Source organism: Prevotella sp. E13-17 (genome assembly GCF_022024035.1).
In the GTDB taxonomy this organism is placed as follows: domain Bacteria; phylum Bacteroidota; class Bacteroidia; order Bacteroidales; family Bacteroidaceae; genus Prevotella.
In genome coordinates this window covers 1,780,701-1,794,920 of sequence record NZ_CP091787.1, presented here as the reverse complement: position 1 = coordinate 1,794,920, position 14,220 = coordinate 1,780,701, and the positions used below count along the sequence as shown (strand labels likewise).

The 14,220-nt window shown below is 44.5% G+C and carries 14 protein-coding genes; 2 read left to right on the top strand and 12 right to left on the bottom strand.

Going from position 1 to position 14,220, the window contains the following annotated elements; genetic code table 11:
• Nucleotides 1–7: 7 nt before the first annotated feature.
• Nucleotides 8–589, top strand: coding sequence for an L-threonylcarbamoyladenylate synthase (locus L6472_RS06985; protein ID WP_237803734.1), 582 nt, complete (start codon nt 8–10; stop codon nt 587–589).
• A 164-nt stretch (nt 590–753) separates the two neighbouring features.
• Here L6472_RS06985 and L6472_RS06980 read toward each other — a convergent pair whose 3' ends face one another.
• The 3 genes from L6472_RS06980 to L6472_RS06970 form a co-directional block, all read right to left on the bottom strand.
• Entirely contained in the window at nt 754–2,091 is a 1,338-nt protein-coding gene (locus L6472_RS06980; RefSeq protein WP_237803733.1) for an NADP-specific glutamate dehydrogenase, read from the bottom strand.
• Between the two features lie 894 nt (nt 2,092–2,985).
• Nucleotides 2,986–4,638, bottom strand: coding sequence for an OmpP1/FadL family transporter (locus tag L6472_RS06975; protein WP_237803731.1), 1,653 nt, complete (start codon nt 4,636–4,638; stop codon nt 2,986–2,988).
• 36 nt (nt 4,639–4,674) lie between these two features.
• Nucleotides 4,675–5,691 carry a hypothetical protein gene (locus tag L6472_RS06970; protein ID WP_237803730.1) on the bottom strand — a complete coding sequence of 339 codons (1,017 nt, stop codon included), beginning with the start codon at nt 5,689–5,691 and terminating at the stop codon, nt 4,675–4,677.
• 139 nt (nt 5,692–5,830) lie between these two features.
• On the opposite strand from L6472_RS06970, the gene prmA reads away from it, so the two are divergent.
• Nucleotides 5,831–6,709: a 50S ribosomal protein L11 methyltransferase gene (gene prmA, locus L6472_RS06965; RefSeq protein WP_237803729.1), complete on the top strand. Its 879-nt coding sequence runs from the start codon at nt 5,831–5,833 to the stop codon at nt 6,707–6,709.
• Between the two features lie 13 nt (nt 6,710–6,722).
• Here prmA and L6472_RS06960 read toward each other — a convergent pair whose 3' ends face one another.
• The 9 genes from L6472_RS06960 to atpD form a co-directional block, all read right to left on the bottom strand.
• The gene (locus tag L6472_RS06960; RefSeq protein ID WP_237803728.1) at nt 6,723–7,697 is read right to left on the bottom strand and encodes a F0F1 ATP synthase subunit gamma; all 975 of its coding nucleotides are present in this window, start codon (nt 7,695–7,697) and stop codon (nt 6,723–6,725) included.
• A 91-nt stretch (nt 7,698–7,788) separates the two neighbouring features.
• Nucleotides 7,789–9,378: a F0F1 ATP synthase subunit alpha gene (gene atpA, locus L6472_RS06955; RefSeq protein WP_237803727.1), complete on the bottom strand. Its 1,590-nt coding sequence runs from the start codon at nt 9,376–9,378 to the stop codon at nt 7,789–7,791.
• A gap of 50 nt (nt 9,379–9,428) precedes the next feature.
• A complete protein-coding gene (locus L6472_RS06950; protein WP_237803726.1) occupies nt 9,429–9,965 on the bottom strand; it encodes a F0F1 ATP synthase subunit delta in 537 nt (178 codons plus the stop codon).
• 17 nt (nt 9,966–9,982) lie between these two features.
• Complete coding sequence (gene atpF / locus L6472_RS06945; RefSeq protein WP_237803724.1) at nt 9,983–10,495, bottom strand: F0F1 ATP synthase subunit B; 513 nt, start codon at nt 10,493–10,495, stop codon at nt 9,983–9,985.
• Between the two features lie 13 nt (nt 10,496–10,508).
• Entirely contained in the window at nt 10,509–10,751 is a 243-nt protein-coding gene (gene atpE, locus L6472_RS06940; RefSeq protein ID WP_027450254.1) for an ATP synthase F0 subunit C, read from the bottom strand.
• 46 nt (nt 10,752–10,797) lie between these two features.
• Nucleotides 10,798–11,844, bottom strand: coding sequence for a F0F1 ATP synthase subunit A (gene atpB / locus L6472_RS06935; RefSeq protein ID WP_237803722.1), 1,047 nt, complete (start codon nt 11,842–11,844; stop codon nt 10,798–10,800).
• A gap of 23 nt (nt 11,845–11,867) precedes the next feature.
• Nucleotides 11,868–12,257: a hypothetical protein gene (locus L6472_RS06930; protein ID WP_237803721.1), complete on the bottom strand. Its 390-nt coding sequence runs from the start codon at nt 12,255–12,257 to the stop codon at nt 11,868–11,870.
• Nucleotides 12,254–12,505, bottom strand: coding sequence for a F0F1 ATP synthase subunit epsilon (locus L6472_RS06925; RefSeq protein WP_237803720.1), 252 nt, complete (start codon nt 12,503–12,505; stop codon nt 12,254–12,256). The genes L6472_RS06930 and L6472_RS06925 overlap by 4 nt, the downstream gene beginning before the upstream one ends.
• Nucleotides 12,506–12,529: 24 nt before the next feature.
• Nucleotides 12,530–14,056 (bottom strand): F0F1 ATP synthase subunit beta, encoded by a 1,527-nt coding sequence (atpD, locus tag L6472_RS06920; RefSeq protein ID WP_237803719.1) that lies wholly within the window; start codon nt 14,054–14,056, stop codon nt 12,530–12,532.
• Nucleotides 14,057–14,220: the final 164 nt, after the last annotated feature.

Genomic DNA, 14,220 nt, shown 5'->3' with positions numbered 1-14,220 from the left:
TCGTAGTATGACACAACAACAAGACATCAAAAATGCAGTAGAGATACTGAGAAAGGGTGGGGTAATCCTCTATCCTACAGATACAGTATGGGGAATCGGTTGTGATGCAACCAATGCAGATGCTGTTAAACGTGTTTATCAGATAAAGCAGCGCGACGATTCAAAGGCCCTTATCTGTTTAGTTGATTCTGACGCAAGACTTCAACGCTACGTGAAGAATGTACCTGACGTGGCTTGGCAGCTGATTGACAGTTTGAACGATGCTGATGCGAAACCAACAACGCTGATTCTCGATGGCGCAATAAATTTGGCTGAGAATCTAATTGCAGATGATGGTTCTATTGGCATTCGTATTACGCATGAAGCTTTCTCCAAGGAACTATGCTTCCGTTTTCAGAAAGCGTTGGTTTCTACTTCTGCCAATATCAGTGGCGAACCTGCGGCACAGAACTATTGTGATATTGATCCTCGAATCATTGAACAAGTAGATTATGTGTGCTGGACGCGCAGACAGGAGCACAAGCCACATAAGCCATCAAGCATTATCAAGTTGGAGCAGGATGGGGGAGTGCAGATCATCAGAAAATAAGTAAAGACTGCTTAATAATGTGAAATCCACTTAACAGGTTCTTTTGTTAAGTGGATTTTTTTATGGTTGATATCCAATAACTAAAAGGCCACCTGTAGATTACTCTACGAGGCAGCCTTCCTCTTTATGAATTCAGTTTATGTGTTGAAATGGTATTTCCGTGATTATACGATGCCCTGAGCCATCATAGCCTTAGCAACCTTCATGAAGCCGGCAACGTTTGCACCCTTCACATAGTTGATATAGCCGTCAGCCTGAGTACCATACTTAACGCAGTTCTCGTGAATGTCGTTCATGATACGCTTCAGGTAGTCATCAACTTCCTTGGCTGTCCAGCTCAGACGCTCTGAGTTCTGCGACATCTCAAGACCTGATACAGACACACCACCAGCATTTGATGCCTTGCCAGGAGCATACAGAATCTTGGCATCCTGGAAAATCTTGATGGCTTCAGGCAGTGATGGCATGTTTGCACCTTCTGCTACAGCGATAACACCGTTCTTTACAAGTGCAGCTGCTTCGTCACCGTTGATTTCATTCTGAGTTGCACAAGGCAGAGCAATATCAGCCTTCTCGTACCAAGGACGCTTGCCCTCATAATACTTAGCTGTAGGATACTCCTCGACATACTCCTTAATACGTCCACGCTCTACGTTCTTCAGCTCCATGATGAAGTCAAGCTTAGCGCGATCGATACCGTCTGGATCGTAGATGTAACCATCAGAGTCAGACATTGTCATGGGGATAGCACCCAACTGCAGACACTTCTCTGCAGCATACTGAGCTACGTTACCAGCACCAGAAATCAGCACTTTCTTACCCTTCAATTCGATGCCGCGAGTTGCCAACATTGATGTGAGGAAGTAAACTGTACCATAACCAGTAGCCTCAGGACGAATGAGTGAACCGCCAAACTGAATGCCCTTACCGGTGAGTACACCCTGGAACTGGTGGGTGAGCTTCTTATACTGGCCAAACATGTAGCCAACCTCACGACCACCTACGCCAATATCACCAGCGGGTACGTCCTCATCGGGACCAATGTGACGATAGAGCTCGTTCATGAAAGCCTGACAGAAACGCATAACTTCTGCATCGCTCTTGCCGCGGGGGGAGAAGTCTGAACCACCTTTAGCACCACCCATAGGAAGTGTTGTCAGTGAGTTTTTGAAGGTCTGCTCGAAAGCCAAGAACTTCAGAATACCCAGATTTACAGACTTGTGAAAACGGATACCGCCTTTGTAGGGACCAATGGCGTTATTGTGCTGAATGCGATAACCCATGTTTGTCTGAACATTGCCCTTGTCGTCAACCCATGTTACACGGAACTCAATCACGCGATCGGGAATGCAAAGACGCTCAATCAGATTGTACTTTTCAAATTCTGGGTGCTTGTTGTACTCTTCTTCAATCGTAGGAAGAACTTGACTCACGGCCTGAATATATTCAGGCTCGTTGGGGAATCTCTGTTTCAGATTCTCTACAACTTGTGCTGCATTCATAATCTTTTACCTTTTTAATTAAATTTTGAACTAAAGTTTATTTTTTTTGCGTTTGCGGTTGCAAAGTTATAGCAAAATTCCGAAATCGCAAACATTTTATCAATTATTTTGTGGTTTAATGTGCTTTTTGACACATTTAATCGCTAGTTCTTGATTAATATCAAGTCTAAAAGACATTTTGAGGAATAATTAAAAGGTGATGAAATGACAAAAAGTAGATTTTTTATTAGAGTCGCTTACAAATTGTAAAAAGTAGCTCTTGTATTGCTAAATTATTGTTTTTAATCGCTCAGATGGCAAGTCCTGCATCACGAAACAAATGCTTTTATGATGTAGTTTGACGTTGATGGTTATAAATCTATGGTCTTGATTTGCTATTTCTAGGGGCTAGACACGTTAATTATAGCCCCTGGAAAGCATACATATAGCCCTTGGGATGTTCATTTCTAGGGGCTAGATATGAAGCAATAGTGCCATTATTGCAACAGTAAAGTATCACTATTGCTAAGGAAAACCTTAACTTTAAGATGATGTAACAATAACTATAGTCCTTTTTGAAGATCATTTTAATGAAGTAAAAGCGTCACGTCGCTATTGTGATTCATACATAACCGAATTTGTTTTTTGGGGCTATAAAACAATAAAAGTAAAACAAACGATAATCGGTATTATGATAAATAACTATTAGTTCTACTTATAAATTCTATCCTATATATAATAATAAGGTGCAGATTCTGGGTTAATGTACCAAACAGAATCTGCACCCTATTTAATGTTTGCGACCTTATTCTTTAAATGCTTTATGGGTTAAACAATTACCACTGCTCAATTATTTATGTTTGAGCAGTGGTAATTATAGATTATCCATGTATCATGTATAAATAGCGCTTGTTGTTAAAATGTGTATCCCAGCGTGAACAGAAGCTGATGGCGCTTGAAATTCAAAGAACTTGGTGTCGAGATGTTTGTTTCCCAAGTTCCATTTGGATCATCGAATTCTACATCAGGTTGGAATGGATAAAACATACCCTTGGTGTTGCTAAACTGATATGCAATGTCGAACGAAATTTTATTAACGCGATAACCAAATCCTGCAGTTATACGATTGGTACCTTTCCAATTGACATAATCTGGTGTTGACGAAAAATATGTTCCAGGAGAATCCAGTGTGGTGTCGCGAAAGCCTTTCTCGTTGTAGGCAGCCGACTGATAGTTGTAACCCAAACGGACTGCAATAGATGGATCTGGCTTGAACTCAGCACCAAGTTTTAACAAAGATACGCCTTTCAAGGTACGATCTGTATGATTGTTCATGACGCGGTCAGAGTATGAATTCTCGTTGTCGTACTCATCGTATGTGCCATCATAGATGCGGGTGTCTGCTGTGCTATAATCGCTGTATTCGTAGCTTGCTCCAAGAGCCAGGTAATTGCCAATGGTATGTCCTAAGCTCAAGCCAAACTTCCATGGCGTGTAGTACTTATATTCATAGACATCGTCGCTTGACAGATAATCATAGCCCCAGGGCTTGTAATTTTCGGGGGTAACTGTATTATTATGTAGCACTGTATAGTTCTCAGATTTCATCTCATACCATGTAGGCGTAGAAATAGAAAGTCCGATACGGAATGGAGATTCTTCGATTGGCAAGAAGATGATACCAGCCTTCAAATCTACACCATTTCCGGTGATGCGACGCTCGTCTTCAAGAACCATGGTGCCAATTGATGGTCCATCGCCACTCAGTATTTCTTCGTCATACAGGCTATATCCTTTGTAATTGATAGTGTGAAGACCTAAAGTGAAGCCCCAGAAGAAACGACTACGAACGTTACCGCTGACATTAAAATCGTAATCTGCTATCCAGCCACGATGAGACTTGTCAAAGTAGTAGTTATCTGCATCATTGAAAATAATGTCAGGCTCCTGTTCATTGGCCACATTCTTATCATCTACATTATAGACATTCTGATAGAGATAGTCCCACTGAGTGAATGGATATCCGTAGTCATTAACTTCTGCGCTATTCCTATATCCCATCCATTTGCCGGTATAATTGTTTAATGAGTATCCTCCTGCGACATCACTACCGAATGTATTCTTAGCAAAGGCCAACTTGTTAAGCGATGCTGGATGCGTAAATCTATTGTTGACCTGAATAATCTGGTCAAAGTTGCGGCTCTTGTGATAATTAAAACCGAAGTTCACGTAAGCGTCTTCATCGAAAAGATTCATTGTGAATACGAAACCAGCCTGATCGATACTGAGATTGGTCTTGCCGAGATTATCAAACTTGTTAACTTCCTCTTGATGGACACCACCAAAAGACACCGAAGCATAGGAGTGACGAAACATGCCAATACCAGCAGGATTGGTTGACATCGTCGAGATATCGGCACCAAGTGCCTCGAGTGCACCGCCCATACCCACATAGCGAGCTGTGCCATTGAGGTCTGAACCTAACACACGAGCATTCTCATAAGTGTCCTGTGCAGTTGCCGACAACATGGCCAGCGAGGTGACTGCTAAAACAATATATCTTTTCATAATGGTTACTTCGTAATTTATTGATTGTAATTAAGATTATCTGCGACTGCCGCGACTGCCACCACCTACAGAGCCACCGCGACTGCCACCCATTGACGAACCGCCGCCAAAGGAACCACGACTACCGCTTGATCCAAACGAACCCGTGCTGCGGCTCTCGTAAGATGATGAACTTGAGCGGCGACTACCTGAATCGAACAAACTTCCACTGCGGCGAGTTGATGATGAAGATGACGAACCACCTGTGACTGCTCTGCGCGAACCAGTAGAACGTGGAGACATGGAAGAAGAACGATTAGAGTTGCTGCGTGAACCGACAGATGATGCACGTGAACCAAAAGAATAGCCACGTGAACCAGTCGTGGTTGTGTTGGTGCGACGACTACCTAATGCAGAAGAACTTCTGTATGAACCTGAGCCGTGGGCAACACCACGATAGTTGCCATGATATCCCCTACTCCAATTATGTGTCACGCCTCCATACCAACCATAATGCCAAGGGTGATAGTAGTGCCAAGAGTAGTAGCCGCCCCACCCCCATGACCAAGAGCCATAATACCAGGGATCGTACCATCCATAGTGCCATCCCCATCCATAATACCAGGGATCATACCACGTGTAATCGTACCAAGGATAGAATGATGAATAGTACCAAGGGGAATGCCAAGAACGGAAGCCCCATGAGTCGCGTCGTCCATCGAGATATCCATCCCAGTAAGATTCTGATGGCGTATAGTCATCCCAGCGAGCCATTTTCTTTGTTATACGGTAATCTTCTTGGGCAGAATCTGGATAAACACCCATTGACTCATCAAAGTCAATGACATCGTTAGCAGAATCATTAGGCAACACGTGGTATGTGTTGTTGCGTCGATTATAGTCATCGACACTTCTGGAACTGCCCGAATAATAGGTGTTTTCAGTCGGACGCTCATACGATGACGTCGTTTTAACGGTCTTTGACTTCTTTGGAACAAAGTACATGTCATCCTGAGCCTGCATGGAAATAGGCAGGAAGCCAAAGCCGAAGGTCAGTAACAATAACTTTTTCATATTTCTTAATTTCTTTAGTTTATATTCTTTTACGATGCAAAAATAGAATTTATTTCCATGCAAATTTACGGAAAAACCCTAAATAATGGTAGGATTTTCCCTAATTTTTGTAATTTTGCGGATAAATTTAACAAAGAAGATGAAGTATTACGAGGTTACATTTAGCATAAAGGCTTCTGACGAACTGCTGCAGAGCGCTTCCGATATTTTTGCTTCAATGGCTGCTGATGCAGGTTTTGAGACGTTTGAAGAGTGTGACAATGGTGACTTAAAGGGGTATGTTCAACAGAGCCTATTAGATCAGTCACGACTCGATAACATTATTGAAAGCTTCCCCCTACCCGCTTCTATCACTTATACTATCGAAGAAGCCGAAGATAAGGATTGGAATGAACAATGGGAAAAAGAAGGCTTTGCGCCTATTTGCATTCAGATGCCTCTTTCTCGTGGCGAAGGTATCTTGGCGATTCATGATGGAAGACATCTGCCGGAAAGAGTGGATATTGGCATAGAAATAGATGCACACTTGGCTTTTGGTACAGGAACGCATGAGACGACACGTATGATTGTGACGTCGCTTTTGGAACTTGATTTAGATAAGAAACGATTCTTGGATTGCGGAACGGGTACGGGAATTTTAGCCATCACGGCTTTAAAACTGGGTGCTAGCGAGGCTGTTGGCTATGATATCGATGAATGGAGCGTTGACAATGCTAAACATAATGCCGTGATAAATCGTGTCGATGATCAATTCTTGGCATACCTCGGCGATGCGAATGTATTGAATCAAACTATCCAAGGCTGTTTTGAAGTCATAACAGCCAATATCAATAGGAATATTTTGCTAGCAGATATGCCGCTCTTTGTCAGCCGGATGGCAAATCATGCAGTCTTGATATTGAGTGGTTTTTACGAGGAAGATATTGATGTGTTGCATCAAAAAGCTACAGAGCTGGGATTGCATCAAAAAGCCCAGCGGCTTGATGACCACTGGGCTTGTTTGGTATTTGAGAGATAAGACCGTCACAACACTAGTTATTGACAGAACCACCAACAATATCAAGCAGCTCCGACGTAATGGCTTGTTGACGACTCTTGTTATACTGCAAGTTTAGTTGGCGTAATAGCTCATCTGCGTTGTCTGTTGCTGTCTGCATTGCAACCATGCGGGCAGCGTGCTCAGAAGCGACACTGTCAAGCAGAGCTGTATAGAGCATTAAATGAGCATACTTGGGTATCAAACTAGAGAGAACACAATCCATGTCAGGCTCAACGATAAAGTTGTCGTTGAGTGGCTTAGCCTCTTCCTTCTTTGAGTTTTCTTCACGGTTCGCCCCATGTTTCTTCAGATATTCCTGAGACTTCTTGGTTGCAACATTAGATGTAAGGTCACGTTCGTGATCACGTTCTAACTCGCTTTCAACATCAATGGGCAGGAAAGTCTTCCTGCAAAGAATTTGTGAACCTGCACTCTTAAAGTGATGATAGATTAAGTCCACCTTGTCAATCTCTCCTGTTGCAAAACGACTTCCAAGTTCAGTTGCAAGTTCTATGCATTGCTTCACGTTAGGATGATCAACCATCTCGTTGTGATCATACTTAACGTTAAAACCCATCTTCTTTGCTTTTTCTGCTACCTTTCGGCCAATGGGATATATCTCTACATTCTCTGCTCCGAGTTCATCTGACAATTGCTTAACAGCATGTAGCATCATCTTAATAACATTGGCATTGAAACCACCACAAAGAGAAGAATTTGAGGAGTAAACAACCAGCGCAACTCGTTTTACGGGACGAACCTGATCATAAATAGACTGAGCCTCGGCCTCGGCAGCAAGAAACGACTTGAGGATATGCTCAAGCATTGATTCGTAGGGCAGCATATTTTGAATAGCCACCTGCGCATGGTGCAGCTTGGAACTGGCAACCATTTTCATGGCAGATGTTATCTTGCGCGTACTGTTGACAGAGGCAATACGTCCTTTGATTTCTTTAAGACTAGGCATGATCTTATTTTAATTGAACATTGATTTCAAACAAAGACAGAACACTGAGCTAAAAGCACGCAGACTCAGCTCAATGTTCAATCTTCAATCATCACTGATGTTTATATGTTCCGGCAATATCTGCCATGATGGCTTCTATTTTCTGTGTTACAGCATCGTCAATATTGCCGCTGGCCAGAGTCTCGATAACCTCTGGTGCTGACGAACGCAACTTGTCGAGGAACTGATTCTGACACTCGCGAACCTTGTCGATGGGTACCTCGCGCATCAAACCGTGAACACCACAGTAAAGGATGGCCACCTGCTCACCTACGGGCATGGGGCTATATTGTGGTTGGATGAGCAGCTGATTGTTCTTACGACCGCGGTCAAGCGTCATGGCTGTCACTGCGTCCATATCACTCGAGAATTTTGAGAATGCCTCAAGCTCACGATATTGGGCTTGGTCAATCTTGAGTGTACCTGCAACCTTTTTCATGCTCTTAATCTGAGCCGAACCACCTACACGGGATACAGAGATACCTACATTGATGGCTGGACGGAAGCCTTGGTTGAAAAGGTCGCTCTCCAGGAAGATCTGACCATCGGTGATAGAGATAACATTAGTAGGGATGTATGCTGATACGTCACCTGCCTGTGTCTCGATGATAGGCAATGCCGTTAGCGAACCACCGCCTCGTACATGACCCTTCATGCACTCGGGAAGGTCGTTCATCTGCTCGGCAACCTCTTGCTGTTCGTTCATCTTTGCTGCGCGTTCCAACAGACGTGAATGCAAATAGAACACATCACCAGGATAGGCCTCACGACCTGAGGGACGACGCAGAATCAGTGACACTTCACGATAGGCTACTGCCTGTTTGGAGAGGTCATCATAGACAACGAGCGCAGGGAGGCCTCGGTCACGGAAATACTCACCAATGGCTGCACCGGCAAACGGTGCGTAATATTGCATGGCAGCAGGATCTGCCGCCGTAGCTGCAACGATGATGGTGTAAGGCATTGCACCATGTTCCTTCAGTGTTTGAACAAGGTTGGCAACAGTGCTCGCTTTCTGACCAATTGCTACATAGATGCAGTAAACGGGTTTGCCTGCCTCGTAGAAACTCTTCTGATTGATGATGGTATCGACAGCGATAGCAGTCTTACCTGTCTGGCGGTCGCCAATGATAAGTTCACGCTGACCACGTCCAATAGGAATCATAGAGTCGATAGCCTTTAGACCAGTCTGCAGCGGCTCTTTCACTGGCTGACGATAGATAACACCAGGTGCTTTGCGGTCTAATGGCATCTCAAATGCATCAGAAAGATCGATGTCGCCCTTGCCATCGACTGCTTGTCCCAGAGGATTAATGACACGGCCCAACATGTTGTCGTTGACACGAATCGAAGCAATACGCTTGGTTCGCTTAACGACCATGCCTTCCTTAATGCCCGATGTGGCGCCTAACAATACGCAACCAACATTGTCTTCCTCCAAGTTCATCACGATGGCCATCGTTCCGTTCTCGAACTCGAGCAACTCGTTGGCCTCTGCATTACGGAGACCATAGATTCGAGCTACGCCATCGCTAACGGTTAGTACGGTACCAACTTCGTCAAACTGTTCGGCATTCTGAATGCCTTTCAGTTGTTCGAGAAGTACCTGACTGACTTCGCTTGGTTTTATTTTATCTGACATTTCTTTATTAATTATTCGTTATGACGTTATGACGGTGTGTTGTGATAACGCTATTTCTTAAGTGTGTTAAGAATGGAGTTGAGTTTGGTCTTCACGCTTGCATCCATGCGATACGTGTCGTACTCCAAAATGAAACCACCAATGATGTCGGGGTTCACCTCTGTTTCAAACTCAACTGTGCCTTGAGTCCGACTCTCCACCATCTTACGCATCTTCTGTTCCGTCTCGGCGGAGACATGGGCGGCGGTGGTGAGTTTGCCACGAATGACATTCTTCTGTTTGCGGTAAAGCGTCATGTACGAATAGGCCATAAACAGAACCATGCTCTCGCGGTCTTCCTTCAGCACTAAAGAGATGAAGGTTTGCATCAGTTGACAAGGTGAACCACCTGTCGCTATCTCAAGCAACTTCTGTTTCTCAGACTTGTCAAGCATGGGGTTGTCGATGGTCTGGCGAAGCATGGGCACGTCGGTGTAGCTCTTAGTCAGCGTCATTATCTCCTGATAAATCTGTGCTTCAAGCTGAGCATCAGTAGCGCTTTTCAGCAGTGCCCTTGCATATCTCGTAGAGATTACTCCGATATCCATACGCGTGAACCTATTATTTATTTAACAGTAGTGTCATCCAGCATGCGATCAATCAAATCCATCTGCGACTTGTCGTCACGGAGGTTCTGACGGAGAATCTTCTCTGCAATGCCTACACTGAGGGTTGCAACCTGCTGGCGGATGTCAGCAATAGCAGCTTTTTTCTCCTGCTCGATGGCGATTTTGGCTTCCTCCATCAGGCGGGCGCCCTCTGCTCTGGCTTTCTGCTGAGCCTGCTCGACAATAGCGTCGCGCGACTCGGCGGCCTCCTTCAGTATTTGAGCTTGTTTCTCGCGTGCCTCCTGCAAGATGGATTCACCTTCCTTCTCGATATTGGCCAAACGCTCCTGGGCCTCGTGTGCCTTGCGCAGACTTTCGTCAATATACTTGTTTCGTTCGTCAACCATATTAATGATGGCTGGGAAACCAAACTTGGCAAGTACACCAAAGACCACCAAGAACGCCAACAACATCCAGAACAGAAGTCCTAGATCTGGCGTCAGGATTGCTGGTAATTGAGTGAAATCCATTTGCTAAACGTTTTTATTTGATCAAGAATGCACAAGCTGCAATGGCGAAAAGGGCACAACCCTCAACGAAGGCAGAGGTAAGAATCATCTGGGTGAAGATCTTACCAGAAGCCTCTGGCTGGCGTGCAATAGCGTCAACAGCACTACCACCAATCTTACCAATACCTAAACCTGCACCAATAACTGCAATACCTGCACCAATACCGCAGCCCAGCTGAGCCAGACCTTCGGCCAATAATAATGATGTAATCATAATTCTTTTAAGTTTTAAATTATTAATAATGTTTTATATTTTCACTTATTTATTCAGCATGATGTTCTGGATGAGCCAAACCGATGAATACGGCACTTAACATTGTGAACACGTAAGCCTGTACGAAGGCAACGAGAAGTTCTAGTGCATTCATGAATAGCAACATCACGATGCTGAACAAGTTCAATCCGATGCCCAAGCCTACACCCATTGTCCATCCCAAAAAGATGACACAGCTGAAACTGAGTATCATGGCGTGGCCAGCCATCATATTGGCAAAAAGACGAATCATCAGCGCAAAAGGCTTTGTGAAAACGCCAAAGAGCTCAATTGCTGGCATGAGAGGGATGGCCTTAAGGAAAATGGGCACTTCGGGCCAAAATATCTCTTTCCAGTATTCCTTGTTGCCAAAGAGGTTAATGGCTAAGAAGGTACAGAATGCCAGGAAGAACGTGATGTTAATGTTGCCCGTCACATTTGAACCTCCGGGAAAAATTGGAAGCAGCCCTAATAAGTTGGTAAAAAGGATAAAAAAGAAGACTGTCAGCAGATAGGGTGCATACCGCTTATAGTGCTTCTCTCCGATGGATGATTTGATGACATCATCGTTAATCATCATGACCAGTAATTCGACCGCACCAATAAATCCGCTTGGGGCATTGCTTGTCTTGTCATGCTTCCTATACCAGCGAGCACAACTGAGGAACACAACTAACAATAGTGCCACGACAATCCATATTTGCATGACGTTGCGTGTAATGCTCAAGTCTAAGGGGCGTTCTATCGTACCGTCAGTCATTCGCTCGTAAATCTTGCCATGAGCTTCTGAGTTGAAGAAGAAACCTGTAGGCAGAGAATGCTCGTTGCAGAAATACCACTTTCCAGTCTGTGAACTCCTGATGATGATTGGCAGCGGAATGCTGATATGTTTGCCTTCATACGAGGCAATGTGCCACTCGTAAGAGTCGGCCAAGTGCTCCAATACAATCTCTGAGATATTCAGAGACGCATCAGTCTTGGAACTCTCGTCAGCTCGCATTGACAGTGGAATGAGTGCCAACGTAATCAGGATAATTATTGACTTTAGTCGTTTCATTTAATTCTTTGTTTATTAGCTCGTTATAAACGGCTAGATACTCTTGAAAAAAAGATACTGAAATGAACCAGCGTTACCATATAATAGATACCAAACACTAAGATAAACGTTATCATATCTGGCTTGTCTGTCATGAAATAGTAGATGCCAATAACTGCAAGAGCCAACATGAAACGAAACCCAGATGTTCCTGTATAGAAGGAAGGCAGATAGTCGTGGTGTCTTGATGCAACCCAATACCATACCCACCCACTGAGCAGATAAAAAATGAAGGTGAAACTAACGCCAACCAATGAGGTCGTTAATACTGCGGGAGATGCCAACAACAGTAAACCAGCAAACAGCACACTCTCGATAATGAGGAGTTGAACGCTGTAGTGGGTGGCTATAGTAAACAACTTTTTTTCGGTCATGCTTCGTTCAATTCTATACAGAGGCTGACAACATTTTTCTGCACTTCGACAAAACCTCCACGAATTTCGAGCGCTCTCTTCTCGCCCTCTGGTAGTATATAAACCACCCTACCCTTATCGAGTGAAGAGATGATTGGTGCGTGATTGACCAGAATCTCAAATTGTCCAAGCATTCCAGGTACGAGTACACTTACAACATCGCCTTCAAACTCTATTCTTTCGGGAGAAACTATCTTAAGCTGCAACATATTTATCAATTGTCTGTTATCTAATTAGGCTTTAGCTGCTTCAAGCAACTTCTTGGCCTTCGCTTTAGCATCCTCGATAGTACCAACATTGAGGAAGGCCTGCTCGGGCAGATCATCGACTTCACCATCGAGAATGGCATTGAATCCTTTGATCGTTTCTTCGATGGGTACCATGACACCAGGCAGACCAGTGAACTGTTCTGCCACGGAGAAGGGCTGGCTGAGGAAACGCTGTACGCGACGGGCACGGTTTACCGTCAGCTTGTCTTCGTCAGAAAGTTCGTCCATACCCAGGATGGCAATAATATCTTGAAGTTCCTTGTAACGCTGCAAAATCTCTTTCACGCGCTGAGCACAGTCGTAGTGTGCCTTGCCGACTACTAGTGGATCTAGGATACGCGAAGTAGAGCCTAACGGATCAACGGCAGGATATATGCCTAACTCGGCAATCTTACGGTCGAGCACAGTGGTTGCATCCAGGTGGGTGAAGGTCGTTGCTGGTGCAGGGTCGGTCAAGTCGTCGGCTGGCACATATACTGCCTGCACAGAGGTGATAGACCCCGATTTGGTAGAAGTAATTCGCTCCTGCATGGCACCCATCTCAGAGGCAAGCGTTGGTTGATAACCCACTGCTGATGGCATGCGACCTAACAGAGCTGACACCTCAGAACCTGCCTGAGTAAAACGGAAGATGTTGTCAATGAAGAACAGAATATCAGCAGCACCGCCGTCTTTTCCACCACCATCACGGAAGCCCTCTGCAACCGTAAGACCTGATAGTGCTACAGATGCACGCGCACCTGGTGGCTCGTTCATCTGTCCGTAAACCAGTGTGGCCTGACTCTTCTTGAGTTCTTCGGGATCAACAAGTGAGAGGTCCCACTTGCCTTGTGCCATTGCCTCTTTGAATTTCTCACCATAGCGGATCACGCCCGACTCAATCATTTCGCGAATCAAGTCGTTACCCTCACGAGTGCGCTCTCCTACTCCGGCGAATACAGAGAAACCGTTGTGTCCCTTAGCGATATTATTAATCAGCTCCATGATGAGAACGGTCTTGCCGACACCGGCGCCACCGAAAAGTCCTATCTTTCCTCCCTTCAAATATGGCTCCAGCAAGTCAATGACCTTGATACCAGTGGCAAGTACTTCTTTAGTTGTGGAAAGCTCTTCAAACTTTGGAGCTTCACGATGGATAGGATATGCACCTTGCATATCGAGTTGTTTCATACCGTCGATAGGCTGTCCAATTACGTTCAGCATACGACCCTTAATTTGTTCACCCGAAGGCATCATGATGGGGGTGCCCATGGGCTGTGCTTCAAGTCCACGTTGCAATCCGTCAGTGTTATCCATAGCAACACAACGCACGGTGTCTTCGCCAATGTGTTGTTGAACTTCGACAATCAATTGATTGCCGTTTGGACGCTTAATTGTCAGAGCCTCGTGAATCTTAGGCAGCACTTTCTCAGCATCAAGTCCTTTTGTATCGAAATAGACATCGATAACAGGACCTATAATCTGCGAGATGTGACCTGTAATTTGTGACATAAAGTAATATGAATTATTTTAAGTTTGTATATTTCAGTTGTATTTTTTTCGCTTGCAAAGATAACCATTATTTTTTAAACAACAAATCTTTAACAGAAAAACTTGGCGACTAAAGATAAAAAAAGGTTGCAACCCCTCGCAAGGGATTGCAACCATAGATTTTG